Origin of the sequence: Streptomyces sp. NPDC050164, assembly GCF_044459945.1 — a bacterium.
GTDB lineage: Bacteria > Actinomycetota > Actinomycetes > Streptomycetales > Streptomycetaceae > Streptomyces > Streptomyces coeruleorubidus_A.
The window spans coordinates 440586-467251 of record NZ_JBITJK010000001.1 but is presented as its reverse complement, the minus strand read 5'-3'; the positions used below and the strand labels follow the sequence as shown (position 1 = coordinate 467251).

26 protein-coding genes are annotated in these 26666 nt (G+C 69.7%); 15 read left to right on the top strand and 11 right to left on the bottom strand.

Annotated features, from left to right (window positions below; translation table 11 throughout):
* Positions 1-80: 80 nt before the first annotated feature.
* Together ACIBNA_RS02235 and ACIBNA_RS02230 are read left to right on the top strand one after the other, a co-directional pair.
* Positions 81-1595 (top strand): polysaccharide biosynthesis tyrosine autokinase, encoded by a 1515-nt coding sequence (locus tag ACIBNA_RS02235; RefSeq protein WP_399163375.1) that lies wholly within the window; start codon positions 81-83, stop codon positions 1593-1595.
* 151 nt (positions 1596-1746) lie between these two features.
* Positions 1747-2574: a glutaminyl-peptide cyclotransferase gene (locus tag ACIBNA_RS02230; RefSeq protein WP_399163374.1), complete on the top strand. Its 828-nt coding sequence runs from the start codon at positions 1747-1749 to the stop codon at positions 2572-2574.
* Between the two features lie 420 nt (positions 2575-2994).
* Here the strand turns inward: ACIBNA_RS02230 and ACIBNA_RS02225 are convergent, their stop codons facing one another.
* From ACIBNA_RS02225 to ychF, 3 genes are all read right to left on the bottom strand, one after another.
* Positions 2995-3249: a Txe/YoeB family addiction module toxin gene (locus tag ACIBNA_RS02225; RefSeq protein ID WP_399163373.1), complete on the bottom strand. Its 255-nt coding sequence runs from the start codon at positions 3247-3249 to the stop codon at positions 2995-2997.
* Positions 3246-3530 carry a type II toxin-antitoxin system Phd/YefM family antitoxin gene (locus tag ACIBNA_RS02220; RefSeq protein ID WP_399163372.1) on the bottom strand — a complete coding sequence of 95 codons (285 nt, stop codon included), beginning with the start codon at positions 3528-3530 and terminating at the stop codon, positions 3246-3248. The genes ACIBNA_RS02225 and ACIBNA_RS02220 overlap by 4 nt, the downstream gene beginning before the upstream one ends.
* A gap of 199 nt (positions 3531-3729) precedes the next feature.
* Positions 3730-4818, bottom strand: a complete 1089-nt coding sequence (gene ychF, locus ACIBNA_RS02215; RefSeq protein ID WP_399163371.1) for a redox-regulated ATPase YchF — start codon at positions 4816-4818, stop codon at positions 3730-3732.
* 170 nt (positions 4819-4988) lie between these two features.
* On the opposite strand from ychF, the gene ACIBNA_RS02210 reads away from it, so the two are divergent.
* Complete coding sequence (locus ACIBNA_RS02210) at positions 4989-5576, top strand: DUF6542 domain-containing protein (protein WP_399163370.1); 588 nt, start codon at positions 4989-4991, stop codon at positions 5574-5576.
* A 25-nt stretch (positions 5577-5601) separates the two neighbouring features.
* On the opposite strand, the gene ppgK is transcribed toward ACIBNA_RS02210, so the two are convergent.
* Together ppgK and ACIBNA_RS02200 are read right to left on the bottom strand one after the other, a co-directional pair.
* On the bottom strand, positions 5602-6348 hold the full coding sequence (ppgK, locus tag ACIBNA_RS02205; RefSeq protein ID WP_399163369.1) for a polyphosphate--glucose phosphotransferase: 747 nt from the start codon (positions 6346-6348) through the stop codon (positions 5602-5604).
* 69 nt (positions 6349-6417) lie between these two features.
* On the bottom strand, positions 6418-7443 hold the full coding sequence (locus tag ACIBNA_RS02200; protein ID WP_399163368.1) for a 4-hydroxy-3-methylbut-2-enyl diphosphate reductase: 1026 nt from the start codon (positions 7441-7443) through the stop codon (positions 6418-6420).
* Between the two features lie 204 nt (positions 7444-7647).
* On the opposite strand from ACIBNA_RS02200, the gene xseA reads away from it, so the two are divergent.
* The 3 genes from xseA (at position 7648) to ACIBNA_RS02185 (ending at position 9823) form a co-directional block, all read left to right on the top strand.
* Positions 7648-8856 (top strand): exodeoxyribonuclease VII large subunit, encoded by a 1209-nt coding sequence (gene xseA, locus ACIBNA_RS02195; RefSeq protein ID WP_399163367.1) that lies wholly within the window; start codon positions 7648-7650, stop codon positions 8854-8856.
* Positions 8857-8865: 9 nt separating this feature from the next.
* On the top strand, positions 8866-9111 hold the full coding sequence (locus ACIBNA_RS02190) for an exodeoxyribonuclease VII small subunit (RefSeq protein WP_399163366.1): 246 nt from the start codon (positions 8866-8868) through the stop codon (positions 9109-9111).
* Between the two features lie 121 nt (positions 9112-9232).
* The gene (locus ACIBNA_RS02185; RefSeq protein ID WP_086561484.1) at positions 9233-9823 is read left to right on the top strand and encodes a malonic semialdehyde reductase; all 591 of its coding nucleotides are present in this window, start codon (positions 9233-9235) and stop codon (positions 9821-9823) included.
* A 72-nt stretch (positions 9824-9895) separates the two neighbouring features.
* On the opposite strand, the gene ACIBNA_RS02180 is transcribed toward ACIBNA_RS02185, so the two are convergent.
* Positions 9896-10420 carry a DUF4245 domain-containing protein gene (locus ACIBNA_RS02180; protein ID WP_399163365.1) on the bottom strand — a complete coding sequence of 175 codons (525 nt, stop codon included), beginning with the start codon at positions 10418-10420 and terminating at the stop codon, positions 9896-9898.
* Between the two features lie 127 nt (positions 10421-10547).
* On the opposite strand from ACIBNA_RS02180, the gene glpX reads away from it, so the two are divergent.
* A complete protein-coding gene (gene glpX / locus ACIBNA_RS02175) occupies positions 10548-11582 on the top strand; it encodes a class II fructose-bisphosphatase (RefSeq protein WP_399163364.1) in 1035 nt (344 codons plus the stop codon).
* A 153-nt stretch (positions 11583-11735) separates the two neighbouring features.
* Here glpX and ACIBNA_RS02170 read toward each other — a convergent pair whose 3' ends face one another.
* Together ACIBNA_RS02170 and ACIBNA_RS02165 are read right to left on the bottom strand one after the other, a co-directional pair.
* Positions 11736-12110 carry a WhiB family transcriptional regulator gene (locus ACIBNA_RS02170; RefSeq protein WP_078945338.1) on the bottom strand — a complete coding sequence of 125 codons (375 nt, stop codon included), beginning with the start codon at positions 12108-12110 and terminating at the stop codon, positions 11736-11738.
* 174 nt (positions 12111-12284) lie between these two features.
* A complete protein-coding gene (locus tag ACIBNA_RS02165; RefSeq protein ID WP_399163363.1) occupies positions 12285-12971 on the bottom strand; it encodes a DUF1707 domain-containing protein in 687 nt (228 codons plus the stop codon).
* 178 nt (positions 12972-13149) lie between these two features.
* Here ACIBNA_RS02165 and ACIBNA_RS02160 point away from each other — a divergent pair, with 178 nt between their 5' ends.
* The 6 genes from ACIBNA_RS02160 (at position 13150) to ACIBNA_RS02135 (ending at position 21636) form a co-directional block, all read left to right on the top strand.
* Positions 13150-14829: a fumarate hydratase gene (locus ACIBNA_RS02160; RefSeq protein WP_399163362.1), complete on the top strand. Its 1680-nt coding sequence runs from the start codon at positions 13150-13152 to the stop codon at positions 14827-14829.
* Positions 14830-15392: 563 nt separating this feature from the next.
* A complete protein-coding gene (locus tag ACIBNA_RS02155) occupies positions 15393-16781 on the top strand; it encodes a class II fumarate hydratase (protein WP_399163361.1) in 1389 nt (462 codons plus the stop codon).
* A gap of 83 nt (positions 16782-16864) precedes the next feature.
* On the top strand, positions 16865-17557 hold the full coding sequence (locus ACIBNA_RS02150) for a DUF402 domain-containing protein (protein ID WP_399163360.1): 693 nt from the start codon (positions 16865-16867) through the stop codon (positions 17555-17557).
* Positions 17558-17860: 303 nt separating this feature from the next.
* Positions 17861-20005 carry a SpoIIE family protein phosphatase gene (locus tag ACIBNA_RS02145; protein WP_399163359.1) on the top strand — a complete coding sequence of 715 codons (2145 nt, stop codon included), beginning with the start codon at positions 17861-17863 and terminating at the stop codon, positions 20003-20005.
* Positions 20006-20490: 485 nt separating this feature from the next.
* Positions 20491-20964: a hypothetical protein gene (locus ACIBNA_RS02140; protein ID WP_399163358.1), complete on the top strand. Its 474-nt coding sequence runs from the start codon at positions 20491-20493 to the stop codon at positions 20962-20964.
* Between the two features lie 159 nt (positions 20965-21123).
* The gene (locus ACIBNA_RS02135; protein ID WP_399163357.1) at positions 21124-21636 is read left to right on the top strand and encodes a hypothetical protein; all 513 of its coding nucleotides are present in this window, start codon (positions 21124-21126) and stop codon (positions 21634-21636) included.
* Between the two features lie 78 nt (positions 21637-21714).
* On the opposite strand, the gene ACIBNA_RS02130 is transcribed toward ACIBNA_RS02135, so the two are convergent.
* From ACIBNA_RS02130 to ACIBNA_RS02120, 3 genes are all read right to left on the bottom strand, one after another.
* Positions 21715-22278: a hypothetical protein gene (locus tag ACIBNA_RS02130; RefSeq protein ID WP_274819007.1), complete on the bottom strand. Its 564-nt coding sequence runs from the start codon at positions 22276-22278 to the stop codon at positions 21715-21717.
* 73 nt (positions 22279-22351) lie between these two features.
* Positions 22352-22693 (bottom strand): hypothetical protein, encoded by a 342-nt coding sequence (locus tag ACIBNA_RS02125; RefSeq protein ID WP_399163356.1) that lies wholly within the window; start codon positions 22691-22693, stop codon positions 22352-22354.
* Between the two features lie 90 nt (positions 22694-22783).
* Positions 22784-25081 carry a transglycosylase domain-containing protein gene (locus ACIBNA_RS02120; protein WP_399163355.1) on the bottom strand — a complete coding sequence of 766 codons (2298 nt, stop codon included), beginning with the start codon at positions 25079-25081 and terminating at the stop codon, positions 22784-22786.
* Between the two features lie 261 nt (positions 25082-25342).
* Here ACIBNA_RS02120 and ACIBNA_RS02115 point away from each other — a divergent pair, with 261 nt between their 5' ends.
* Complete coding sequence (locus ACIBNA_RS02115; RefSeq protein WP_399163354.1) at positions 25343-26278, top strand: SPFH domain-containing protein; 936 nt, start codon at positions 25343-25345, stop codon at positions 26276-26278.
* On the top strand, positions 26275-26535 hold the full coding sequence (locus ACIBNA_RS02110) for a hypothetical protein (RefSeq protein ID WP_399163353.1): 261 nt from the start codon (positions 26275-26277) through the stop codon (positions 26533-26535). The genes ACIBNA_RS02115 and ACIBNA_RS02110 overlap by 4 nt, the downstream gene beginning before the upstream one ends.
* Positions 26536-26666 lie beyond the last annotated feature (131 nt).

Below are 26666 nucleotides of genomic sequence, written 5' to 3'. Positions count from 1 at the left end.
TCACCGAATGTCACGGATATGATCACTAAGTTAGTGAATGCCCCATATTGCTGCCTACTTGCACACCTGGGATGGATACCTTGGATCTGTCCGATTACCTTCGATTCCTGGTCAGGCGTTGGCGCGCCATCGCGGCGCTGGGCCTGCTGGGAACAGCGGTCGGCGTGTTCGTCACCAACGCCACCACACCGCAGTACCGGGCCACCTCGACGCTCTTCGTGTCTCTTCAGGACTGGGACGACACGGTCAAGCTCAATCAGGGCAACAGCTTCGCCCAGGCTCGCGTCCGCTCCTACGCGGAAGTGGTCACCAGCCCCTACGTAACCAAGCCGGTCACCAAGGTTCTGCGCCTGGACATGACGCCCTCACAACTGGCCCGAAAGATCACCACGGAGGTACCCCTCGAAACGGTACTTCTCAAGATCACCGTCACGGACACCCAACCGTCCCGGGCGGCCCGGATCAGCAACGCGATCGCCCACCGCTTCGCCGAGATCATCGCCGACATCGAGCGACCGGAGGGCTCCCGGCTCTCGCCCGTCCGGCTGAGCATCACCGAGCCCGCCAACACCCCTAACGCGCCGACTTCCCCGAACCTGATGCTCAACCTCGCGCTCGGGCTCGTCGCCGGCCTGACCCTCGGTACCGGCCTGGCGGCCGCGCGGGAGTCACTGGACACCTCGGTGCGCAGCCGCAGCGACCTGACCCGGTGTCTCGCCGCCGCCGGCGGACCGGCCGTACTCGGCAGCGTCGTCCTCGACCAGCGCGTCTCCCGACACCCGGTGGCCACGGACGACGACGCGTTCGGTCGGCGGGCGGAGGACTTCAGACGGCTGCGCACCAGCCTCCAATTCGTGGACATCGACGCCCCGCCCAAGGTCATCGCGGTCACCAGTGCGGTGCCCGGCGAGGGGAAGACGAGCATCTCGATCAACCTGGCGTCCGCCCTGGCCGAGTTCGGCTCCTCGGTCTGCCTGGTCGACGCGGACCTGCGGCGCCCCAGCGTGGCCCATACGCTCGGCCTGGTACAGGACGCCGGACTGACCACCGTGATGATCGGCCAGGCGGACACCGGGGACGTGATGCAGTCGGCGGGTTCCTTCTCGGTGCTGGCCAGCGGGGTGATGCCGCCGAACCCGGCGGAGATGCTGGGCTCGGCCCAGTTCCGCACCGTGGTGCGCTCGCTCGCCGACAGGTTCGACCACGTGGTGATCGACACCGCGCCGGTACTCCCGGTGGCGGACACACCGGCGATGGCCTCGGCGGTCGACGGCTACCTGCTGGTGGCCCGGTACGCGAAGAGCACCCGGGGCCAGCTCACCGACGCCGTGCGCGCCCTGCACGACGTCGGCACGACTGTGCTCGGCAGCGTCCTCAACATGATGCCCGCCAAGCGCGACAGCGAGCAGTACGGCTACGGGTACGAGTACCGGCCCAGGACGTCGGGGCGCCGGGACTGGCTCCGGCTCCGGCTCCGCCGCCGCCTCCGCCGCCGCGACAGGCCCGCGACGATCGGTACCTTCCCCGCGCCGACCACGCCGGCGGGGAAGGACACCGCCCCGGCGGCTGCCAAGGACGGCGGAGAGCATCACTGAGCGAACGGGGGATGCCACCGACGCAGAGGACCGTATGGCCGATCCGGGCGTCGGCATCCGGCAGGCGTCGCGCCACCGGCCCGGCGTCCGCGGGCGCCGGGGATCCGGAGCGACGGTTCGCGTCTCCCGGCCGATGCCCTGTTCCGCGCGGATGCGTGCGCTCCTGGCGCGCCGGGCCATCGCGGCCGCGGCCCTGGCGGGCGCGATACTGCTCACCTCGTGTGAGGCTGACGGCCGCTCACCGGTGCGAGCGCAGGCCGCGGCCGGGTCTGCCGCGGGGCGGGTCGAGCAACTCGGGGTCAGGGTCCTCGACGTCCTGCCCCACGACCCGAAGGCCTACACGCAGGGCCTGGAGATGGCCGGGCGAACGCTCTACGAGGGGACGGGCATGGCCGGCGAGTCGTCGATCCGTCGGGGCCCGCCCGGCCGGCCTCCCACCGTCCGCGCCGACCTGCCGGCACCGCTGTTCGGAGAGGGGATCACCGTCCTCGGACCGACGCTGTGGCAGTTGACCTGGCGGAACCACATCGCGATCGAACGGGACGCCGGAACTTTGGCCGAGCTGCGTCGTCTTCCCTACGCGCAGGAGGGTTGGGGGGTGTGCCACCAGCCGGGGCGCGGGCGGCTGGTCACCAGTGACGGTTCCGCCCGGCTGACCTTCCGGGACCCGCGGACGCTGGAACCGACCGGTGAACTCGTCGTCACCCTCCATGGCCGTCCGGTGCCGCAGCTCAACGAGCTGGAATGCGTGGGCGACAGTGTGTACGCCAATGTCTGGCCCTCCCACCGGATCGTGCGCGTCGACGCGGGCACCGGCGCGGTGACCGCGTCGATCGATGCCTCAGGTCTGTTGACCTCGAAGGAGCAGCAGCACGCCGAGGTGCTGAACGGCATCGCCGCCGTCCCCGGCACCGATGAGTTCCTGCTCACCGGCAAATGGTGGCCGAAGATGTTCCGAGTGGTCTTCGTCGCCAGGTGATCCGGCCTCCGGTCCGGTCGGCAGGAACGCGGACGGGCCGAGGACGGATCAGCGCCGGGGCGACCGGAGCCCAGGGACTGGCAGGCGCGCATCCCGCCGGCGATGCCCTTCCCCGCCACGGAAGCCGCCGCAGCGCGCACAGCGACCGTTGCCCCCTCGCCCGGGGACGGCTGTGTCGGCCTCGGCGGAGCCGGCCAACCCTCCGCCACCTGGTCGAGGAGCTGTGCCGTTGACATGAAGGCGCCGATCAGGAAGTAGGTGAACCACTGTCAGCCTCCGAGAACGTCGAGTCAACCCAGATCCCCCCCCCCGGCGGGAAAGACAGTCCGAGCGCGGAACTGCGACCTACGAAGACGCCGCCCCGAAACAGCCGTCTCAGCCTGGGGGCGGCATCCCGAGACGCCCACATGGCGCGAGCGATCAGTAGTGGTAACGCGCCGCAAGGATCACGATCTCCTTGCCCGTCACCAGGTAGACAAGGCGGTGCTCATCGTCGATCCGCCTCGACCACGCACCAGGCAAGTGGTACTTGAGCGGCTCGGGCTTGCCGATCCCCGTGAAGGGGTCACGCCTGACGTCCTCGATGAGCTTGTTGATCCGAGCGAGCATCTTGCGGTCGTTCTTGAGCCAGGACGTGTAGTCCTCCCAGCCCTGATCCTCGAAGACGAGCCTCACACAGCACCCTCACGTGCCGCATCCGGCGAGTCAGGGTCGATCAGCTCTCGCTCAGACACGTTGATGTTGGCCAGGGCGTTCTCGTACGCCTTGAGCAACCGACGAGCGTTCGCCGGAGAGCGCAGCAGATACGAGCCCTCCCGCAGAGCCGCGTAGTCCTCGGCCGAGACGAGTACGGCGTTGCCGTGCTTGGAGACGATCTCGATGGCCTCGTGATCGTCGTTGACCTTCTTGATCAGTGGAAAGAGAGCCTTGCGGGCTTCGCTCGCGGTTATGGACATGGGCTGACTCCCTACATCAAGTGGTACCTAATAACGTACCACTCTCAGCCGCCTACACGAGAACCAGTTGCGTGACGACTCATCAGAAAACCCAGCACCATCCCAGCATGGGAAACAGGAAGGGGTCGGCTCCCGGAAGAGCCGACCCCGTCCGACCTGCGAATTTGCCAGGCTGCCAACGTGGTGTTATTGCACTCGCTCACACATTGAACCGGAACTCCACGACGTCCCCGTCCTGCATCACATAGTCCTTGCCCTCCATGCGGGCCTTGCCCTTCGCACGGGACTCCGCCACCGAACCCGTCTCCACCAGGTCGTCGAAGGAGATGACCTCCGCCTTGATGAAGCCCTTCTGGAAGTCGGTGTGGATGACGCCGGCCGCCTCGGGGGCCGTGGCGCCCTTCTTGATGGTCCAGGCGCGGGATTCCTTGGGGCCGGCCGTGAGGTAGGTCTGGAGGCCGAGGGTGCGGAAGCCGACGTGGGCGAGGGTGGCGAGGCCGGGCTCTTCCTGGCCGACGGACTGGAGGAGTTCGAGGGCCTCGTCATCGTCGAGCTCCGCGAGGTCCGCCTCCAGCTTGGCGTTGAGGAAGATCGCCTCGGCGGGGGCGACCAGGGCGCGCTGCTCGTCCTTGAAGTCCTCGTCGACCAGCTCGTCCTCGTCGACGTTGAAGACGTAGAGGAAGGGCTTGGTCGTGAGCAGGTGCAGGTCGTGGAGGGGCTCGGCGCGCTCGCTGCCCTGGACGATGCCGTGCGCGAAGAGCGTGTCGCCCTTCTCCAGGATCTCCTTGGCCTCCTCGACCGCCTTGACCTTGGGCGCCACGTCCTTCTTGATCCGCGATTCCTTCTGGAGCCGGGGAAGGACCTTCTCGATCGTCTGGAGGTCGGCCAGGATCAGCTCGGTGTTGATCGTCTCGATGTCGTCCTTGGGCGAGACCTTGCCGTCGACGTGCACGACGTTCTCGTCCTTGAAGGCACGGATGACCTGACAGATCGCGTCGGACTCGCGGATGTTCGCGAGGAACTTGTTGCCCAGGCCCTCACCCTCGGACGCACCGCGCACGATGCCCGCGATGTCGACGAAGTCGACCGTGGCCGGGAGGACCCGCTGCGAGGAGAAGATCTCCGCCAGCTTGGTCAGGCGGGGGTCGGGGACACCGACGACGCCGACGTTGGGCTCGATCGTGGCGAACGGGTAGTTGGCCGCCAGCACGTCGTTCTTGGTCAGGGCGTTGAACAGGGTCGACTTGCCGACATTCGGCAGACCGACGATTCCGATCGTGAGCGACACGTTGCGACTTCCCGTGAGTGGAGAGGGCCAGGGGGCCAGGGGACCGGCCGATCCACCAGTCTACGGCGTACCCACAACCGCCCCGGCGGCGTATCGAACGCTTGGCCAAGCCTCGGCCCACGGCGTGTCTGAAGGCCTATTCGGCATATTGAACGACCTAAGTTGGTGCAGTGGAGCAATACAGGACGCGACCTGCCCAGTACGGACCGCGACGTGACCGGCCGAGATCGTCCCTGCCGCCGCAGGCGGGACGAGGAGCGGGCGGCGGGGCGGTGCGAGCGGTCCGGCAGCCGGGACCGCAGCGCCGCCCGGCGGCGGTCCGTCGGCCGGCCCCCGCGCCGGCGCCCGCCGCGGCGAGGATGCCGAACCCCCGGCTGACCGGACTGGGCAGCGGCTTGTTCTGCGCGCTGGTGATGTTCCTGCTCGGCGGGCTCTGCGCGGTGCTGTTCGGGGCGTCGCTGACGGCGTACGGGGTGCTGTTCCTGCCGGTGTGCGTGCTGACCGCCGTCTGGGTGCGCCGCGGGGATCTGATGACCGCGCCCGTCGTCGTGCCGATCGCGTTCGCCGTGGGGCTGCTGCCGGTGGCGGACGGCGACGGTGGGACCGAGGGCAAGCTGATGGGGCTGGTGACGGCGCTCGCCACGCAGGCCGGGTGGCTGTACGGCGGCACGCTCATCACCGGGCTGATCGTGATCGCCCGGCGGATCCGGCTGGTGCACCGGCGACGGACGGCGGCCGGGGCCCGTCCGCCGGTGTGACAGCCGGGCCCCGCCCGGCTGTGCCCTAGTGTCCCGCCGCCCGCATCGCCGCCCCCACGATCCCCGCGTTGTTCTGCAGCTGCGCCGGGACGATCTCCGCCTTGATGCCCTCGATGTGGGGCAGGAACTTCTGTGACTTGCGGCTGACGCCGCCGCCGATGATGAACAGCTCCGGCGAGAACAGCATCTCGACGTGGGCGAGGTACTTGCGCACGCGGTGCACCGCCCAGTACTCCCACGTCATGTCGTGGTCCTCCCGGGCCTTGCTGGAGGCCCGCTTCTCCGCGTCGTGCCCGTCGAGCTCCAGGTGGCCCAGCTCCGTGTTGGGGACCAGGACGCCGTCGACGAAGACCGCGCTGCCGATGCCCGTGCCGAAGGTGAGCACGATCACCGTGCCCCGGCGGCCGCGGCCGGCGCCGAAGTGCATCTCGGCGACGCCCGCCGCGTCCGCGTCGTTCACCACCGTCACCGGCAGTCCGCCCAGCCGCTCGCCGAGCAGCACGCGCGCGTCGGTGTCGATCCAGCTGTCGTCGACGTTCGCCGCTGTCCGGATCGTGGCCGCGTCGGTGACCACGCCCGGGAACGTGACCCCGACCGGGCCCGTCCATCCGAAGTGGTCGACGACCTGCTTGACGCCGTCGGCCACCCCGTCGGGCGTGGCCGGTTGCGGGGTGAGGACCTTGTGGCGCTCCTGCGCCAGGTCGCCCTTGTCCAGGTCCACCGGGGCACCCTTGATCCCGGAACCGCCGATGTCCACGCCGAAGATCTGCATGGCCCTACGTTACGACGAGGGACTGACAGTCACTGGCCGGATGGCGATCCCCGCCCGGTGGCTCCCCGATCACTCCCCGGAACCCTCACCGGATCCGGCGCCGCGGCGCTCGGCGACCAGCGCCGTCGCCTCCTCGCGCAGGTCGCGGCGCAGCTCCTTGGGCAGCGAGAAGGTGATGGACTCCTCGGCCGCCTTGACGATCTCGACGTCCTCGAAGCCGCGCTGGGAGAGCCATTCCAGCACCTGCTCGACCAGGACCTCCGGGACGGAGGCGCCCGAGGTGACGCCGACCGTGGTGACACCCTCCAGCCAGGCCTCGTCGATCTCGTCGGCGAAGTCCACGAGGTACGCCGCGCGCGCCCCCGCGATCTTGGCGACCTCCACGAGCCGCTTGGAGTTGGAGGAGTTGCGGGAGCCGACCACGAGGACCAGGTCCGACTCGGCGCCCATCTGCTTCACGGCCAGCTGGCGGTTCTGCGTGGCGTAGCAGATGTCGTCGCTGGGCGGGGAGATGAGCTGCGGGAACTTCTCCTTCAGGGCGTCGACGGTCTCCATGGTCTCGTCGACGGACAGCGTGGTCTGGGAGAGCCAGACGACCTTGGACGGGTCGCGGACCTCGACCTTCTCGACATCGCCCGGGCCGTCGACGAGCTGGATGTGGTCGGGGGCCTCGCCGGAGGTGCCGATGACCTCCTCGTGGCCCTCGTGGCCGATCAGGAGGATGTCGTAGTCCTCGCCCGCGAAGCGGACGGCTTCCTTGTGGACCTTGGTGACCAGCGGGCAGGTGGCGTCGATGGTGGCGAGGCGGCCCTGCTCGGCCTCCTCGTGGACGACGGGGGCCACCCCGTGCGCGGAGAACATGACGATGTTGCCGGGCGGGACCTCCTCCGTCCGTTCGACGAAGATCGCGCCCTTCTTCTCCAGGGTCTGCACGACGTACTTGTTGTGGACGATCTCGTGCCGGACGTAGACCGGAGCGCCGTACTGCTCCAGCGCTTTCTCGACGGCGATCACGGCGCGGTCCACACCCGCGCAGTAGCCACGGGGGGCGGCGAGCAGGACACGGCGGCCAGGCGAAGCAGACATGCGTCCCATCGTAAGGCCGCGCCCGGCGGGTCGAAGATCGCGTCCGTGTGGAGTCCCCGGGAAGACTGGCGGGGCGCGATGTGAGTGACGGGTGCGAAGGCGGAGCACTGGGCCGAACGGCCAGGCCGGCGCCCGGGCCGGGTCCGGCAACCGGGAAACGGCGTCGCCGGGCGGTCGGCCGCGTTGTCGGCGGTGGCCACTACGCTCGCGGGCATGGCTGTGAACACGTCTCCGCAATCCCCGCTCCCCGTCGGTGAGGTGTCGCGGCTCATCGGGGGATGGATCGACCGGCTCGGGGCGGTGTGGGTCGAGGGACAGATCACGCAGTTGTCGCGGCGGCCGGGCGCCGGTGTGGTGTTCCTGACGCTGCGGGATCCCTCGTACGACATCTCCGTCAGCGTCACCTGCTACCGGCAGGTGTTCGACGCCGTCGCGGACGTGGTGAGCGAGGGCGCCCGGGTCGTCGTCCTGGCGAAGCCCGAGTGGTACGCCCCGCGGGGGCAGCTGTCGCTGCGGGCCGCCGAGATAAGGCCCGTCGGGGTCGGTGAGCTGCTGGCGCGGCTGGAGCAGCTGAAGAAGGCCCTCACGCGCGAGGGGCTCTTCGCGCCGGAGCGCAAGAAGCCGCTGCCCTTCCTGCCGCAGCTGATCGGGCTGGTCTGCGGACGGGCCTCGGCCGCCGAGCGGGACGTCCTGGAGAACGCCCGGCACCGCTGGCCCGCGGTGCGCTTCGAGGTGCGCAACGTCGCCGTGCAGGGAGTGCACGCCGTGCCGCAGGTCGTGCAGGCCGTGAAGGAGCTGGACGCGATCGAGGGCGTGGACGTGATCATCGTCGCGCGCGGTGGTGGCAGTGTGGAGGACCTGCTGCCGTTCTCCGACGAGCAGCTGATCCGGACGGTGGCCGAGTGCCGTACGCCCGTGGTGTCCGCGATCGGGCACGAGCCCGACAATCCCCTCCTCGACCACGTCGCCGACCTGCGCGCCTCCACCCCGACCGATGCCGCGAAGAAGGTCGTGCCGGACGTCGGCGAGGAGTACGAGCGCGTGCGGCTGCTGCGGGACCGGGCGCGGCGGTGCGTGGCGGCGCTGGTGGAGCGGGAGGAGCGCGGGCTGGCCCACGCGCTCGCGCGGCCGTCGATAGAGGATCCGCACCGGATGATCGACGAGCGCGCCGACCATGTGGCGGACCTGCTCGACCGGGGCCGGCGCTGTCTGCGGCACCAGCTCGACCGGGCCGACTCGGAGCTGACGCACACGCACGCGCGCGTGGTGGCCCTCTCCCCCGCCGCGACCCTGAAGCGCGGGTACGCCGTGCTCCAGAAGGCGGACGGGCACGCCGTCCGCGACCCCGGCGAGGTGACGGCCGGCGAGGCCCTGCGCGCGCGGGTCTCCGAGGGTGAGTTCTCCGTACGAGTGGACACATAGGGTGGGTGGATGACCAGCGAGGTTGACGAGACACCGGGCATGACCGAGGCGCTCGGGTACGAGCAGGCGCGGGACGAGCTGATCGAGGTCGTCCGCCGTCTGGAGGCGGGCGGTACGACGCTGGAGGAGTCCCTCGCGCTCTGGGAGCGCGGCGAGGAGCTGGCCAAGGTGTGCCGGCGCTGGCTGGAGGGGGCGCGGGCGCGCCTGGACGCGGCACTGGCGGAGGAGTCCGCGGACGAGGCGGACGCGGAGTAGCACGGGCCGTTCACTGTGAGGTGAGGCACGACACTCCGGATTTGGTTGAACGTTGAACTTTACTCGCGTACGGTCGGAGACATCAGACGTACCCGCTCAAGAAGGTTCAGAAGGTTCATCCATGTCTCTCGCCCTTGACCCCGCCGCGCAGGACCTGCTGTTCCGCGAGGCCCGCACCGCCAACACCTTCACCGACGAGCCGGTGACCGACGAGCAGGTGCAGGCGATCTACGACCTGGTCAAGTACGGCCCGACCGCCTTCAACCAGACCCCGCTGCGCATCACCCTGGTCCGCTCCCCCGAGGCCCGCGAGCGCCTGGTGCGGCACATGGCCGAGGGCAACCGGCCCAAGACGGCCGCCGCCCCGCTGGTCGCGATCCTCTCCGCGGACAACGAGTTCCACGAGGAGCTGCCGCACCTGTTCCCGGCCATGCCGCAGGTGAAGGACCTCTTCTTCGCCGAGCGCCCGGTCCGCGAGAACGCCGCCACACTGAACGCCGCCCTCCAGGCCGCGTACTTCATCGTCGGCGTCCGCGCCGCCGGTCTCGCCGCCGGCCCGATGACCGGCTTCGACTTCGAGGGCGTGCGCAAGGAGTTCCTGGACGACGACCACACCCCGCTGATGGTCGTCAACATCGGCCGGCCGGGCCCGGACGCCTGGTACCCGCGCTCCCCGCGCCTGGAGTTCGACCAGGTCGTCACGACCGTCTGACCGACGGACACGAGAAAGGCCCCCGGTACGCGCCGGGGGCCTTCTCCGTGTGCACTCCGCGTGCACGAAGCCTCACTCGGTCTTCAGTGCGTCCGCCATCTTCGTCAGTTGCGCGAACGACGCGGTGCCCGTCACGACCGTCGTCGAGCCCTTGGTGCCCTCCAGGACCAGCGCGTCGTACCGGCCGCCCTCGTAGCGGGTCCAGGTCCGGCCGTCGATCTTCTCGGTCTTCCCGGTCTCCCGTGCGCCCTGGGTCGTCTCGTCGACGAAGACGGGGCGCCGCTGCGTGGACTGCTCGACGGCCACGTACTCCCCCTCGGGGTCGTGGAAGCCGAGGTGCCAGGCGTCGAACTCGTCGCCCTGGAAACGGACGGAGGTCGCCTTCCACGCGTCGGGCAGGCCCTGGGGCGCGGCCACGGGGTACGAGGCGGCGCGGCGTGCCGTGAGCAGTTCGACCCGGTAATCGACGCGCTTGATGTCGGGCGCGCTGTCGTCGTGCGGGATGAAGAGGTATATGACGCCCGCCACGAGGACGATGACCCCCATGGAGAGGATCATGTCCCGCACCGTCTTCTGCTTGCCGTTCGTGCCTGCCACGCCCCCTATCGTCGCAGGTCTCCGGTGCGCTCATCCGTGGGGTCCCCTGCTCATTTTGCTGGCTCGGCGATAGAGTCGGGCGACAACACCCTCATCCGGCCGTCGTCGTACAGAAAGGTGCGCTCCGATGACCGAGAATCATCACTTGCCGTCCGAACTCGATGTGCCCTCCGAGGCCCCCGACCGCAACCTCGCCCTGGAGCTGGTCCGGGTGACCGAGGCGGCGGCGATGGCCGCGGGCCGTTGGGTCGGACGGGGTGACAAGAACGGCGCCGACGGTGCCGCGGTGCGTGCCATGCGGACCCTCGTCTCCACCGTCTCGATGAACGGCGTCGTCGTCATCGGCGAGGGCGAGAAGGACGAGGCCCCGATGCTCTTCAACGGAGAGCGCGTGGGCGACGGGACGGGACCCGAGTGCGACATCGCCGTCGACCCGATCGACGGCACCACGCTGACCGCGAAGGGCATGACGAACGCGATCGCGGTGCTGGCCGCGGCCGAGCGCGGGTCCATGTTCGACCCGTCCGCCGTCTTCTACATGGACAAGCTCGTCACCGGGCCCGAGGCGGCCGACTTCGTCGACATCAACGCGCCGGTGTCGGTGAACATCCGCCGGGTCGCCAAGGCCAAGCGGTCCGCGCCCGAGGACGTGACGGTGGTGATCCTCGACCGGCCGCGGCACGAGGGCATCATCAACGAGATCCGGGACACCGGTGCGCGCATCAAGCTGATCTCCGACGGCGACGTGGCCGGCTCGATCCTGGCGCTGCGGGAGGGCACCGGGGTGGATCTGCTGCTCGGCATCGGCGGTACGCCGGAGGGCATCATCTCGGCCTGTGCGGTGAAGTGCCTGGGCGGCACGATCCAGGGCAAGCTGTGGCCCAAGGACGACGAGGAGCGGCAGCGGGCGATCGACGCGGGGCACGATCTCGACCGGGTGCTGACGACCGAGGACCTGGTCACCGGGGAGAACGTGTTCTTCGTGGCGACCGGGATCACCGACGGGGAGCTGCTGCGGGGGGTTCGCTACCGGGCCGAGACCGCCACGACCGACTCGATCGTGATGCGGTCGCGGTCGGGGACGGTGCGGAGGATCAATTCCGAGCACCGGCTGAGCAAGCTGCGGGCCTACAGCGCGATCGACTTCGACAAGGGGAAGTAGCGCGTATCGGGGTGGGGGCTGCGGGGTGTTGGCGGCTGCGGGTCGTATGCGGCTTGTCGCGCCGTCCCCCGCGCCCCCGACTTGGGCAGCCAGCCCAGCGATGAAAGGGCGCCCCCGGTGCGGTGGGGGCGCCCTTTTCGTCGTGTGTGTCGGTCAGCCTGCCGCGGCTATCGTGCTCGCCGAGCGGGCCGCCTTCTTCAGTTCCAGGTCGCGGCGGCGGCGCCGGGCCAGGACCACGCGGCGTTCGGCGGCGGTGAGGCCGCCCCAGACGCCGTAGGGCTCGGGCTGGAGCAGGGCGTGCTCGCGGCATTCGACCATCACCGGGCAGCGGGCGCAGACCCGCTTCGCCGCCTCCTCCCGGGAGAGCCGGGCGGCGGTGGGCTCCTTGGATGGGGCGAAGAACAGCCCCGCCTCGTCACGCCGGCACACCGCCTCGGTGTGCCACGGGGCGTCTTGATCCCTGTCTCGCGCTGGCACCCGCGGGGCCGGAACGGCAGCTACCAGGGACGAATGCGGCGGTTGCAGCACGGTCTACTCCTGACGACGGCTTCGCGAGCGAGAGACGATGCAGCAAGGCCTACCCGCTGTGCGCGCGCCTATGCACTGAGTTCCGAAGCGCTGGTTTCGCCCCCGTTTTCGGGTTCCATGGAGCGGCGTCACCGGTGGACCGATTTGCTCCGGATCCCGATCGATTCGCGACTGTCAATGGTTCAGGTGTTTGCGCAAACTCTTGTCGACCTTGCGCTGCACCCGGTCGAGGATGTCCGCGACGACCTTGCCGCGCCGGGGCCTGGCCTCGATGCTGCCCAGGACGGCCCAGCCGTCGACGTAGACGATCGGGGCCTGAGGTTCGCCCGAGTCGAGCGTGTCCACCTCGAAGCTGCCGAGCACGCCGCCGCCCATGCCGCGCAGCGACACGTTCTCCGGGACGCGGATCTCGACACTGCCGAAGATCGAGAACGACTTGATCATGACCTGCTGGTGGTCGAAGAGCGCCTCGCTGAGGTCTATCTCGACACTGCCGAAGATCGCGTACGCGTGGATACGGCGGCCCGCGCGCCAGCGGCCCTTGCGGACGGCGCTGCTGAAGATCGCGACCACGTTGTCGTCCGGGTCGATCGGGATGGCGCCGGCGGTGGGGCGGTACGGGGCCGGGGCCGGCGAGGTGCCGGGGCTCTGGCGGTGGGCGGCGGGCAGGTCCCGTATGAAGACGTCCAGTTCGCCGACCGTCTTGGCGCGCAGTACCCCCTCGACGCGCTCCGCGTGCTCGTCCGCGGTGAGACGGCCCTCGGCGAGGGCGTCGTGCAGGATGTCGGCGATGCGGTCGCGCTCGGCGTCGGAGGCGCGGAGCTCGGAGACGGCGGGCGCGGTCTGCTTCTGAAGGTCCACGGCAGCAGCGTACCCAAACACGATAGATCGCGACACCCCCTGTGTCACGGCCGGGTGTGACGAACTGAGCCTTACCTCCGGCGAACTGAGCCTTACCTCACAAGCTCGCTGTCGGAGGCAGGTTCTACGCTGGTTGGCGCTCGCCAAAGGAGGCGGGCCGCCGTCTGTCGAGTGAGGAATGGGCGAGATGCCTGAGTTCGCGTACACCGATCTGCTCCCCCAGGGAGAGGACACCACGCCGTACCGGCTGGTGACGTCCGAGGGTGTCTCCACGGTCGAGGGGCCGGACGGGCGGACCTTCCTCAAGGTGGAGCCGGAGGCGCTGCGCAAGCTCGCCGAAGAGGCCATCCACGACATCCAGCACTACCTGCGCCCCGCCCACCTCGCGCAGCTGCGCCGCATCATCGACGACCCCGAGGCGTCCGGCAACGACAAGTTCGTGGCGCTGGACCTGCTGAAGAACGCGAACATCGCGGCGGCGGGCGTGCTGCCGATGTGCCAGGACACGGGCACGGCGATCGTGATGGGCAAGCGCGGGCAGAACGTGCTGACGGAGGGCCGCGACGAAGAGGCCCTGTCCCGCGGCATCTACGACGCGTACCAGAACCTCAACCTGCGCTACTCGCAGATGGCTCCGCTCACCATGTGGGAGGAGAAGAACACCGGCTCCAACCTTCCCGCGCAGATCGAGCTGTACGCGACCGACGGCGGCGCCTACAAGTTCCTGTTCATGGCGAAGGGCGGCGGCTCGGCCAACAAGTCGTTCCTGTACCAGGAGACGAAGGCTGTCCTGAACGAGTCCTCCATGATGAAGTTCCTGGAGGAGAAGATCCGTTCGCTGGGTACGGCGGCCTGCCCGCCGTACCACCTGGCGATCGTGGTCGGCGGTACGAGCGCCGAGTACGCGCTGAAGACCGCGAAGTACGCCTCCGCGCACTACCTGGACGAGATCCCGGCGGAGGGGTCGGCGCTCGGGCACGGCTTCCGGGACAAGGAGCTGGAGCAGAAGGTCTTCGAGCTGACGCAGGGGATCGGGATCGGGGCGCAGTTCGGCGGGAAGTACTTCTGCCACGACGTGCGCGTGGTGCGGTTGCCGCGGCACGGGGCGTCCTGCCCGGTCGCCATCGCGGTGTCCTGCTCCGCCGACCGTCAGGCCGTCGCGAGGATCACGGCCGAGGGTGTCTTCCTGGAGCAGCTGGAGACGGACCCGGCGCGGTTCCTGCCGGAGACGACGGACGAGCAGCTGGACGAGGCCGGTGACGTCGTGAAGATCGACCTGAACCAGCCGATGGAGACGATCCTGGCGGAGCTCACCAAGTACCCGGTGAAGACCCGGCTCTCCCTCACCGGTCCGCTCGTCGTCGCGCGTGACATCGCGCACGCCAAGATCAAGGAGCGGCTGGACGCGGGCGAGGAGATGCCGCAGTACCTGAAGGACCACCCGGTGTACTACGCGGGTCCGGCCAAGACGCCCGAGGGATACGCGTCGGGCTCCTTCGGTCCGACGACGGCCGGGCGGATGGACTCCTACGTCGAGCAGTTCCAGGCGGCGGGCGGGTCCAAGGTGATGCTGGCGAAGGGCAACCGCAGCAAGCAGGTCACGGACGCGTGCGCGTCGCACGGCGGCTTCTACCTGGGCTCCATCGGCGGACCGGCGGCCCGTCTCGCCCAGGACTGCATCAAGAAGGTCGAGGTCGTCGAGTACGAGGAGCTCGGCATGGAGGCCGTCTGGAAGATCGAGGTCGAGGACTTCCCGGCATTCATCGTCGTCGACGACAAGGGCAACGACTTCTTCCAGGATCCGGCGCCGGCGCCGACGTTCACGAGCATTCCGGTGCGGGGGCCGGGGCTGGCGTAGTGCCCGGGGTGCGGCGGGGGTGGTTTTCGCCCCCGCCGCCCCTACCCGTCCCATCCCAGGGGCTCCGCCCCTTCGACCCCGCCAGGGGGCTCCGCCCCCTGGGCCCCCGGCCTTTGCCCACCCACCGCCCGACACGGTCGGACAAGAGCCCCGGGCCCCGGCGGGGACTGCGTCCCCTGCACCCCTCATCGGCCCCACGTCCGTCGCGGGTCTCGGCGCCCCGCGCCCTTATGGGGTCCCCCGCGGCCTCATGGGTCTTCAGGCCCCCCGCCCTCATGGGGTCCTCGGCGCCCCATGGGTCTTCAGGCCCCCGCGCCCTCATGGGGCCCCCGGTACCCCCATGGGTCTTCAGGCCGCCCCCTCACGGAGCCCCCGGCACCCCCATGAGCCTTCAGGCCCCACCCCCACCCCCATGTGTCTTCCGGCCCCGCCGCCTCATGGGACTTCAGGGCCGCCCCGGCCCAGCGGCTCGGCGCCCCGGGCAGTCGGGCGCCTCATCGGCCGTCAGCCCCCCATTCGCCCCACCCAGGAACATCACCGCCCCCTCGATCGCTATAGCCGGTATGAGCGACGAATACCGCATCGAGCACGACTCCATGGGCGAAGTACGTGTCCCCGCCGACGCCAAGTGGCGGGCTCAGACGCAACGTGCTGTCGAGAACTTCCCGATTTCCGGGCAGCGGATCGAGCGGGCGCACATCGAGGCCCTGGCCCGCATCAAGGGGGCCGCGGCGCAGGTGAACGCGCGGCTCGGGGTGCTCGACGAGGACATCGCCGGGGCGATCCAGGAGGCGGCAGGAGAGGTCGCGGAGGGGAAGTGGGACGCGCATTTTCCCGTCGACGTGTTCCAGACCGGGTCCGGGACCTCGTCCAACATGAACACCAACGAGGTCATCGCCACCCTCGCCACCGAGCGGCTGGGCAAGAGCGTTCACCCGAACGACCACGTCAACGCCTCCCAGTCGTCCAACGACGTGTTTCCGTCCTCCATTCACATCGCCGCCACCGCCGCCGTCACCCGTGATCTGATTCCCGCCCTGGACCACCTCGCCGCCTCCCTGGAGCGCAAGGCCGAGGAGTTCTCCGATGTCGTGAAGTCGGGGCGGACCCACCTCATGGACGCCACGCCCGTGACGCTGGGGCAGGAGTTCGGCGGGTACGCCGCACAGGTGCGGTACGGGATCGAGCGGCTGGAGGCGTCCCTGCCCCGGCTCGCCGAACTGCCCCTCGGCGGCACGGCCGTAGGCACCGGTATCAACACCCCGCCCGGTTTCTCCGCCGCCGTGATCGAGGAGGTCGCCCATGCGACCGGGCTTCCCCTCACCGAGGCCCGGAACCACTTCGAGGCGCAGGGCGCCCGGGACGGCATCGTCGAGACCAGCGGGCAGCTGCGGACCATCGCGGTCGGGCTGACGAAGATCGCCAACGACCTGCGGTGGATGTCCTCCGGGCCGCGCACCGGCCTCGCCGAGATCGCCCTGCCCGACCTCCAGCCCGGCTCCTCGATCATGCCGGGCAAGGTGAATCCGGTCATTCCGGAGGCCGTGCTCATGGTGTGTGCGCAAGTCATCGGCAACGACGCCACCGTCGCCACCGCCGGCGCCGCCGGGAACTTCGAGCTCAACGTCATGCTGCCCGTTATCGCGAAGAACGTGCTGGAGTCGATCCGGCTGCTCGCAGGCGCCACGCGGCTGCTCGCCGACCGGACCGTCGACGGCATCACCGCCAACCGCGAACGGGCGCGGGAGTACGCCGAGTCCTCGCCCTCCGTCGTCACGCCGCTCAACAAGTACATCGGCTACGAGGAGGCCGCCAAGGTCGCCAAGAAGGCACTGGCCGAGCGGAAGACCATCCGTCAGGTCGTGCTGGACAGCGGGTACGTGGAGCGCGGGGACCTGACCCTGGAACAGCTCGACGAGGCCCTGGATGTCCTGCGGATGACGCACCCGTGACGGTTCGTCGAGCGAGTACGCCCGGCGCGTGAACCGTGACACGCGCCGCAGCGTCGTATGCCTATGGCACCTAATATCTGTGCATGGCAGACGGTGGAGCGGTGAGACGCGTGGAAACGGGTGGTGCGGCAGGCTTCTGGGAGCCCGGGAGCGAGATCCTGTGGCGGTACCGGGAGAACGGCGGCGCGCGTTTCCACATCGCGCGTCCCGTCACCGTCGTACGGGACGACGCGGAGCTGCTCGCCGTGTGGCTGGCGCCCGGCACGGAGTGCGTGCGGCCCGTGCTCGCCGACGGCACCCCCGTGCACCTGGAGCCGCTGGAATCCCGCTACACCAAGCCGCGGACCGTGCAGCGCGACCGCTGGTTCGGCACGGGCGTGCTGAAGCTGGCCCGGCCCGGCGAGCCCTGGTCGGTGTGGCTGTTCTGGGAGCCGGGCTGGCGGTTCAAGAACTGGTACGTGAACCTGGAGGAGCCGCTGGCCCGTTGGGAGGGCGGTGTGGACTCCGTCGACCACTTCCTGGACATCTCCGTGCACCCGGACCGCACTTGGCACTGGCGCGACGAGGACGAGTTCGCCCAGGCTCTGCGGGACGGGCTGATGGACGACCAGCAGGCCGAAAAGGTACGGGCGGCCGGGCGCGCCGCCGTGGAGGTGATCCGCGCCTGGGGGCCGCCGTTCTCGGAAGGCTGGCAGCACTGGCGCCCGGATCCGTCCTGGGCGGTACCGTCACTGCCGGAGGACTGGGATCGTACGTCCGTGCATGTGTCCTCATGAGACCCTTGCTGCGCCCCCGGGCAAGAAACGTAGGATCGTCCTCCGCAAGGGCGGGCGCGGTGGCAACTACGGGAGCACGCGCTGGGCTTGACAGATCGTCACCGAGGGGCGGCAGGACGTGAGCGAGGGGTACGAGGGCAACACCGGCAGGGCCTGCGCCACAGGCCCCCAGGACCGCAGACGGTCCACCGGTGGCACAGGAACAACCTCTGACCACGCGGGAATTCCGTTCCTGGGGCACGTAATCCGGGTATCGGAGTTTCGGCGGGACCAACTGCACCTCTGGCGTGCAGCCCCGGACGGATGGATTCGACACGCGTGACGGAGCAGCCGACCTCCTTCGAGCGCCCGCAGCCGGGCGTCGACCCCGCGGACCCCCGCGGGGCGCTCGTGCATACCTCGACACCGGCGCATGCGCCCGGTGCCGGCGCCTTACCGGTACAGGGCCGCTGCGGCGGCGACGTCAGCGCTCCGCTCACGACGGCGCACGCCACGCCGGGCACGTCGGAGCCGGGCACCTCCACGCCGTTCGGCAAGGGCAAGGACACCGTGAGCGACCCCGCCTCCGAGCATTCCCAGCCGGGTACCGAGCAGACCGCCGAGCGCGACACTCCTCGGCCTCGGCCCGCCCCCGAGGGCATTCCGGTCCAGCCGGCCGACGAACAGGACCGGCCGACGCCCGGTCCAGACGGGCAGGAGCGCCGCAGCGGCCAGAGTCTGCCGCCCGGCCGGCCCACGCCGATGCGGCGGGACGGCGACCGGCTGCGCTTCGTGGGTGCCGCCACGCGGCGGATCGCCCGCGGTATCGATCTCGACGAGATCGTGATGGGGCTGTGCCGGGCCACCGTGCCCACGTTCTCCGACGCGATCCTGGTCTATCTGCGCGACCCGCTGCCCGTCGGCGACGAGCGGCCCACCGGCCCGCTTGTGCTGCGGCTGCGCCGCACCGACCGGATACCGGCGGAGCGCGACACGGAGAACGGCTTCCTGCCGGCCGCGCAGCCCGAGCCGAACGAGCTGGACACGGTCGGCGCCGAGCTGTGCGAGGTGCGGCCCGGCAGCGCGCTGGCCGAGGTGCTGCGGGGCGTGCGCCCGGTTTTCACCGACGCCCCCGCGGCCCGTGCCGCGCTGCCCGAACTTCTCGGTGACGGCGGCGAGTTCGCCGTGCCGGACGGACAGCGCGCGATCCTCGCCCCGCTGCGCGGCCGGCGCCGGGTCATCGGTGCCGCCCTGTTCCTGCGCCGTCCCGAGCGCATCGCCTTCGAGCCGGACGACCTGCTGGTGGCCGCCCAGCTCGCCACGCACAGCGCCCTGGGCATCGACAAGGCCGTGCTGTACGGCCGCGAGGCCTACATCGCGGACGAGCTCCAGCGCACGATGCTGCCCGAGACGCTCCCCCGCCCCACCGGCGTGCGGCTCGCCTCGCGTTACCTGCCGGCCGCGGAGACCGCCCGGGTCGGCGGCGACTGGTACGACGCCATCCCGCTGCCGGGCAGCCGGGTCGCCCTGGTCGTCGGCGACGTCATGGGCCACTCCATGACCTCGGCCGCCATCATGGGCCAGCTGCGCACCACCGCGCAGACCCTCGCCGGTCTCGACCTGCCGCCGCAGGAGGTCCTGCACCACCTCGACGAACAGGCCCAGCGCCTCGGCGTGGACCGCATGGCGACCTGCCTGTACGCGGTCTACGACCCGGTATCGCACCGCATCACCATCGCCAACGCCGGCCATCCGCCGCCCGTCCTGCTCCACCTGGGCGGCCGGGCCGAGGTGCTGCGCGTGCCGGCCGGTGCCCCCATCGGGGTCGGCGGCGTCGACTTCGAGGCCGTGGAGCTGGACGCGCCCGCCGGCGCGACCCTGCTGCTGTACACCGACGGCCTGGTCGAGTCCCGGCTGCGGGACGTGTGGACCGGCATCGAGCAGCTGCGGGAGAAGCTCGCCGCGACCGCGCAGCTCACCGGGCCGGACCATCCGCCGCCCCTGGAAGCGCTGTGCGACGAGGTGCTCGACATGCTCGGCCCGGGCGACCGGGACGACGACATCGCGCTGCTGGCCGCCCGGTTCGACGGGATCGCGCCGAGCGATGTGGCGTACTGGTTCCTGGAGCCGGAGGACGCGGCACCCGGCCGGGCCCGCCGCCTGGCCCGCCGCGCGCTGTCGCGCTGGGGCATGGAGGAGCTCAGCGACTCCGTCGAGTTGCTCGTCAGCGAGGTCGTCACCAACGCCGTGCGCTACGCCTCCCGCCCGGTCACCCTCCGACTGCTGCGCACCGACGTGCTGCGCTGCGAGGTCGGCGACGACGTACCGCAGCTGCCGCGTCTGCGGCAGGCGCGCGCCACGGACGAGGGCGGGCGCGGGCTGTACCTGGTGAACCGGCTGGCACGGCGGTGGGGGGCGACGCGGCTGAGCACGGGCAAGGTGGTGTGGTTCGAGCTCAACCGCAGCTGACCCACCGGGGCAGTTGCCAAGGACGCCCCACCGAACCCGCAGTCGGCACGCGCCCGGCCCCGGGCAGGGGCGGCGAGCCTGCCGGCCAGAAGTTGCCACCGGCTTCCGGCAGGCGCCCGCCCCCATCCGGCGGACGCCTGCCGACCTGGTGAACGGCATGGCCGGGAGGGGACGACCCGGCTCTCCGCCCACGAGGCGGTCTGCCTCGCCCCCCGGCACGCCCATCGCGTCCGGCCGCCTCCGGTCACCGGCCGGTGCGTGCGAGAGGGCCGGGCCCCGGCTCTCTGGCCGGCGGTGTGGACCCGGCGGACAGCGGATCGTCCGTGTTCCACGGATGGCCGCGCGGCGGGCATGACCCGCCCCCCTGTTCGAGTGGCATTTGCGGCCTGCTGCGCAAGGCGCGTTGCGCTGCGGGATTCCGGCGCCTGGAATGACTCGCCAGTGCTCCTGAGGCCGAGCACCCACAGCCACACCCAGGAGGATGCATGCCCTCTGCCATTTTCCGCCGCGCCGTGACCGCCGGCGCCCTGACCGCCGCAGTGACCCTGTCGCTGACCACGACAGCCACGGCGGATGTCGGGGACGAAGACGTCGTGCGGGTCAAGTTCACCGGCATCACCGCGATCGACACGCAGGAGCGGTGGCTCGATCCAGGCGACAGCTGGGTCAGCTACCTGACCCTGTACACCCCCGAGAAGAAGTTCGCCGGCGATGCCAGCTCGCGGTGCACCGCCGTCGAAGCCAACGACAAGCGGCTGACAGCCCAGTGCACGCGGGTGCTCCGCCTGAAGCACGGGGAAATCACCCTCCACGACATGATCACCCGCGAGGGCGACAAGCCCGTCACGGCGAAGACCGCCATCGCGGGCGGCACGGGAATCTACAACGACGCCGAGGGAGAGGGCTACATCACCCTGGTGGGTGACCGCATCCTCTTCGATCTTTACGTCGATGACTGACCGGTGCGCCTCCCCCGGCGGCACGCCGGACGTTCCGCCGCACGACGGGTCCGTGCGCTCCGGCCACGCGGGGCGCTTCGCCCGGCAGGAACGAACTTCGTGGAATGACTCGCCCATGCTCCGGAATGCCTGGGGCACCCTGTTCGGCCTGGAGGTTCCGTGATCAGATCAGCTGTCCGTGGTGTTGCAGTCACCGCCCTCACCACGACGCTGGCCCTTCTTCCGACGCTGGCGCACGCCGAGGGGAAGGACAAGGACAACGACATCGAGAGGCTCGAGCTGACCGGCATCACCAAGCTCGACACATCGCCGTGGCGCCTCGTGGCGGGTGACAGCTGGACGACCCACCTGGCGCTGTACACCACGGAGAAGAAGGCGGGCAAGAAGCAGCTGCGGTACGCCGGTGACGGTGAGTCGGAGTGCAACGCGATCCGGGTCAACACCGAGCTCCTGACCAACCACAAGTGGCTGACGGCCCAGTGCACACGCGTTCTGCGCCTGAAGAAGGGGACGCTGACACTCAGCGACATGATCACGTACTACAGCCACAAGCGTGTGACGGCCAAGACCGCCATCATCGGCGGCACCGGCCATTACCGCTCCGCCTATGGTGACGGCTACATCACCCTGGACGGTCGGCACGTCCACCTGGAGCTCAACGTCGACGAATGACGCGGGGCACACTCCAACCGGTGCGGGGACGCGATTCGCGTCCCCGCACCGGCGTCATTTCAGCTGCCTTCATTCACTTCATTCACTGATGCCAGAGGTTTTCTCGATGAGACGGGTGAAAACGACGAGGGCTCCCAGCGCGGGAAGGAGGCTCGCCAGCGTCCACAGGATGCAGAATCCCGCTGCCGCCCCGGCCATCATGCGCAAAATCGTCGGGGCATCCTCGGAAATTCCGGCCACGATCAGCAGGAAAATAGTGGACAACACTCCCATGGCGATAATGGTGAAGAACGGCCACAGGTAATTAGTGATGGGCAGAATGCGCGCTTTTCTTGCTTTCCGCAGAAAAGTGTTGTCGCAGGCACGGGTGATCATCGCCAGGATGGCGAACACGGCCCCGATGATGACACCCACCATGGAGACGGCGACGCCCAGCACCTCATGCAGCGGCAAGTCGTCGTCATGACCGAGCCAGGCTCCCCCCGCCCCGCCGAGGATCGCCCCCAGCGGCTCCCCCCACCACCAACTCCTCAGACTCACGTGCACGAGACTCGTGAACTCCTTGAAGTACTTGTCGCCCAGGGTGCGCCCACTGGGTTCCTCCGGGTACGAGTCGAAGTCTGTCCGCTTTTCCGTGCCCATCAAAGCCCCACCCACTGGCGGCCGCTTTCACCGAGCCGCCCTGTGCGGCTCCGTCTTTGTAGCACCAACCTCCTTACGGACTGCGCAAGAGGCCGTCACCGTCGTCCCTGTGATTTTCTGCTTCTCTTCTCGATCCATACGCACTCATGTCCCGTATGGCGTCGTACAGCGAAGCGCAGCGCTCATCGGACGTTTCCGTCTCCGGCTCGGCTTCCGAAATCCCGGCAGCACGATCGAGACGGGTCAGGGGGATCTTCGGGTTGAAGTCGCGCGTGCCGACATCGCGTTCGCCGAGCTCTCGAAGAGAATTGTCCATCGCTCGTGCACCTTCCATGTGCGTGCCGGCCGGCACACCGGGAACGGGACTGAAGCATGCGCTCAACCATAAGCCGGTGCCGTTGACCGGGCCCGTCATGGTGACATTCGGGTGAACATCGAGTGAACTTCCCGCTCCGCCCGGCACGAGGAGGGCGCCCGGTGTGCACCGGGCGCCCTCCCGCCTTCCCTACCCCTCGTCGCCCGGCTTGACCGGGTCGAACGGGTCGCCGCCGCCGCCGTCGTCCGGCGGTGTCGTCTCCGGGGACGTCGGCGGAGTGAAGGTGGGCGGTGTCGTCGACGGAGTCGGCGGCGGTGAGCTGCTCGGCTGCTCCGTCGTCGGCGGCGGTGACGACGACGACGGCTCCTCGGTCGTCGGCTCCTGCGTCGGCTCCTTGGTCGGCTCCCGCGTGGGGGTCGGCGTCCAGGTCGGCTTGACCGCCGCGCCCTGCTGGGTGTCCAGCTCGAACTTGCTGACGTCGCCCATCACGCCGAAGGTGTACGCCGCCCAGATCTGCGCCGGGAAGCCACCGCCGTTGACCCGGGGCTCGCCGCCCGCCTTGTACATCGGGACCTGGGCGTGGGTCTTGGCGTCCTCGCCGAACAGGCCGACGGAGGTGACCAGGTTCGGTGTGTAGCCGGTGAACCAGGCCGACTTGTTGTTGTCGGACGTACCCGTCTTGCCCGCGACCTGCTGGCCGTCGCGCTTGGGGTTGTTGCGCACGGACGCCTGCGCCGTACCGTCGTCGACCACGCCGGTCAGCACCGAGGTCACCGAGTCGGCGGCCTCGCGGGTGATGGCCCGGTCGCCGACCGGGTCGGGCATGGTGACCGCCTTGTTCAGGTGCTCCGCCGACTTCACGAGGGCCGGGGTGACCTTCTTGCCGTGGTTGGCGAGGGTCGCGTAGACACCCGCCATATCCAGGGGGCTCGCGCCCATGCTGCCCAGGGTCTGGGCGGGCACGGCCTCCATGTTCTTGGTGTCCATGCCGAGCTTGCCGGCGACGTCCACCACGTTGGTCATGCCGACGTCGACGCCCATCTGCGCGAAGACGGAGTTGACGGACTTGTTCATCGCCGTCTGGACGGTGATCTTCCCGTAGTTCTCGTCGTCCTCGTTCTCGGGGGCGAAGCCGACCTTGCTGCCGTTTTCCACGACCTGGCGCTTGCTCGTGCCGTCGTAGATCGTGTTGGCGGTGATCGGCTTGCCGTCCTGCGTCTTGGCCTGCTCGTCCAGGGCCGCGGCGAGGATGACCGGCTTGAAGGTGGAGGCGGGCTGGTAGTCGGAGCGGGTGGCGTTGTTGGTGTAGTGCTTGAAGTAGTCCACGCCGCCGTACATCGCGACCACGGCGCCCGTCTTCGGGTTCACGGACGCGGCACCGGCCTGGACGTCCCCGTCGACCTTGCGCTTGTCCGGATCGAGCTTGCTGGTCAGCTGCTGCTTGACGGACTTCTCCAGCGCCGCCTGCTTCTTCTTGTCGATGTTGAGCGTGACGGTCCAGCCGCCGGCGCTGACCATCGCCTCGGCTTCCTTGGTGCTGCCCGCGGTGCCCTCGGCGACGAGCTGCTTCTCCAGCGCCGCGTTGGCCGCGTTGACCAGGTAGCCCTTCTGGCCCTCCATGCCGGGAGCGGGCCTGGGCTCCTTCGGCACCGGGAACTTCATGGCGTCACGCTCGGACTGGCTCAGCCAGCCCTCCTCGACCATGTTGTTCAGGACGTAGTTCCAGCGGGCCTTCACCAACTTCTTGCCCGTCGGGGAGGCGACCGCCCAGTCGTACTCGCTCGGGGCCTGGAGCAGCGCGGCGAGGTAGGCGCCCTGCGCGACCGTGAGGTCCTCGGCGTCGGTGCGGTAGTAGGCCTGGGCGGCGGCCTGGATGCCGTAGGCGTTGCGGCCGTAGTAACTGGTGTTGATGTAGCCGGCGAGGATGTAGTCCTTGGACTTCTCCCGGTCCAGCTTCAGCGAGATGACCAGTTCCTTCAGCTTGCGCGAGACGGTCTGTTCCTGCGTCAGGTAGTAGTTCTTGACGTACTGCTGGGTGATCGTCGAACCGCCCTGCGCGCCCCTGCCCGAGAGCGTGTTGAGCAGGCCGCGGGCGGTGCCCTTGAGGTCGACGCCGGCGTCCTTGTAGAAGGTCTTGTTCTCGGCTGCGACGAAGGTGAGCCGCACGTCCTTGGGGACCCTGGACAGATCGACGACCTCGCGGTTGACCTTGCCGTCGCGGGCCATGATCGTGCCGTCGCCGTACTTGTAGATGTTGCTCTGCCGCTTGGCGTCGGCGTTCCCCTCGGGGATGTCGATCACCATGTACAGCACGATGAAGGCGCCCATGCCGAGCAGGCACAGGCCGAAGAAGGTGCCGAGGAGCTTCTTCCAGGTGAAGAGCCTGCGTATGCCGCTCTTCCCGGCCGCGCCCGACGAACGGCGGCGCTTGGGTGCCGCCCGGCGCCCACCGCGCTGTCGGGCGCGTCTCTCTTCCGCTCGTCCCATGGGTCCGATCCGCTCCGCTTCGTTCATGTGTGCTCACATGTCACACGGGTTCGCCGCTCAGGTCAGCTCAGAAAGCTAACACCGGGAGATATGAGATAGGGCTGCCGATCCAGCCCTTTGCGGGCGTGACAATCAGCACCCATCCCAACGGAACCGACGTTCGAGACACGCGTAGGGTTGCCATGGCGGGAAAAAGTGATATCACTTAGATAGATGGAAGCTATGCAGGTGTGGCTTCCCTGGAGGAACGGGGGATCACCCATGTCCACACACCAACCGCAGGTCACCGCCGACGTGCCCGAGATGCCGGCGCCCCGCGTGCGGGAGGTCGCCGCGCACAGCATCGGCGGCGGACTCGCCCTGCTGCTCGGCCTGCTCGGTCTGCTGGCCGGCGCCGGGCTGATCACGGCCGCCACCTCGGTCGACGGGGGCGGGGCGAAGGCCGCCCTGATCATCGGCGGCATCCTGGTCGGGCTCGCGGCGTTCCTGGCCATGTGCGGGCTGAACATGGTGGCGCCCGGCGAGGCCCGGGTCGTCCAGCTCTTCGGCCGCTACCGCGGGACGATCCGGCAGGACGGCCTGCGCTGGGTGAACCCCCTCACCTCGCGCACCAAGATCTCGACGCGCGTCCGCAACCACGAGACCGCCGTCCTGAAGGTCAACGACGCCTACGGCAACCCGATCGAGCTCGCCGCGGTCGTGGTGTGGCGGGTCGAGGACACCGCGCAGGCCGTCTTCGAGGTGGACGACTACGTCGAGTTCGTCTCCACGCAGACCGAGGCGGCCGTGCGGCACATCGCCATCGAGTACCCCTACGACGCCCACGAGGAGGACGGCCTCTCGCTGCGCGGCAACGCCGAGGAGATCACCGAGAAGCTCGCGGTCGAACTGCACGCGCGCGTGGAGGCGGCCGGGGTGCAGATCATCGAGTCGCGTTTCACGCACCTCGCGTACGCCCCCGAGATCGCCTCGGCGATGCTCCAGCGGCAGCAGGCCGGAGCGGTCGTCGCGGCCCGGCGGCAGATCGTGGACGGGGCGGTGGGCATGGTCGAGGCCGCGATCGCCCGGATCACCGAGCGGGACATCGTGGAGCTGGACTCCGAGCGCAAGGCGGCGATGGTCTCCAACCTCATGGTCGTGCTGTGCGGTGACCGCGCCGCGCAGCCGGTCCTCAACACCGGGACCCTGTACCAGTGACGGTGCCTTCCGAGGGTCCGGGTTCGCAGCGCCGGCCGCAGCAGCAGCGCAAGCAGGTGCTGCTGCGGCTGGACCCGGCGGTGTACGAGGCGCTGGCGCGGTGGGCCGGGGACGAGCTGCGGTCGGCCAACGCGCAGATCGAGTTCCTGTTGCGGAAGGCGCTGGCCGAAGCGGGGCGCCTGCCGCGGGAGACCGGGCCGCTGCCCCGGCGCGGGCGACCGCCCGGGGGCTCCCCTCCCAGGCCCCCGTCGGCCTGAACGGCCTCACCCTCAGGCGTCGGGATGGGGACTGCTGCCCGGCCCCGCGGTGGAAAGCCGCTGTTGCAAAACCGTGACAACCACGCCCGACCTGCGCTTCCACACACCCGGCCATGACCTGGACACACACC

Coding starts and splice junctions, on each gene's coding strand:
- ACIBNA_RS02230 (WP_399163374.1), top strand. CDS start 1,747: ATGCGTGCGCTCCTGGCGCGCCGGGCCATCGCGGCCGCGGCCCTGGCG.
- ACIBNA_RS02220 (WP_399163372.1), bottom strand. CDS start 3,530: ATGTCCATAACCGCGAGCGAAGCCCGCAAGGCTCTCTTTCCACTGATC.
- ppgK (WP_399163369.1), bottom strand. CDS start 6,348: ATGCAGATCTTCGGCGTGGACATCGGCGGTTCCGGGATCAAGGGTGCC.
- ACIBNA_RS02200 (WP_399163368.1), bottom strand. CDS start 7,443: ATGGGACGCATGTCTGCTTCGCCTGGCCGCCGTGTCCTGCTCGCCGCC.
- xseA (WP_399163367.1), top strand. CDS start 7,648: ATGGCTGTGAACACGTCTCCGCAATCCCCGCTCCCCGTCGGTGAGGTG.
- ACIBNA_RS02190 (WP_399163366.1), top strand. CDS start 8,866: ATGACCAGCGAGGTTGACGAGACACCGGGCATGACCGAGGCGCTCGGG.
- ACIBNA_RS02185 (WP_086561484.1), top strand. CDS start 9,233: ATGTCTCTCGCCCTTGACCCCGCCGCGCAGGACCTGCTGTTCCGCGAG.
- glpX (WP_399163364.1), top strand. CDS start 10,548: ATGACCGAGAATCATCACTTGCCGTCCGAACTCGATGTGCCCTCCGAG.
- ACIBNA_RS02160 (WP_399163362.1), top strand. CDS start 13,150: ATGGGCGAGATGCCTGAGTTCGCGTACACCGATCTGCTCCCCCAGGGA.
- ACIBNA_RS02155 (WP_399163361.1), top strand. CDS start 15,393: ATGAGCGACGAATACCGCATCGAGCACGACTCCATGGGCGAAGTACGT.
- ACIBNA_RS02150 (WP_399163360.1), top strand. CDS start 16,865: ATGGCAGACGGTGGAGCGGTGAGACGCGTGGAAACGGGTGGTGCGGCA.
- ACIBNA_RS02145 (WP_399163359.1), top strand. CDS start 17,861: ATGGATTCGACACGCGTGACGGAGCAGCCGACCTCCTTCGAGCGCCCG.
- ACIBNA_RS02140 (WP_399163358.1), top strand. CDS start 20,491: ATGCCCTCTGCCATTTTCCGCCGCGCCGTGACCGCCGGCGCCCTGACC.
- ACIBNA_RS02130 (WP_274819007.1), bottom strand. CDS start 22,278: ATGGGCACGGAAAAGCGGACAGACTTCGACTCGTACCCGGAGGAACCC.
- ACIBNA_RS02125 (WP_399163356.1), bottom strand. CDS start 22,693: ATGACGGGCCCGGTCAACGGCACCGGCTTATGGTTGAGCGCATGCTTC.
- ACIBNA_RS02120 (WP_399163355.1), bottom strand. CDS start 25,081: ATGGGACGAGCGGAAGAGAGACGCGCCCGACAGCGCGGTGGGCGCCGG.
- ACIBNA_RS02115 (WP_399163354.1), top strand. CDS start 25,343: ATGTCCACACACCAACCGCAGGTCACCGCCGACGTGCCCGAGATGCCG.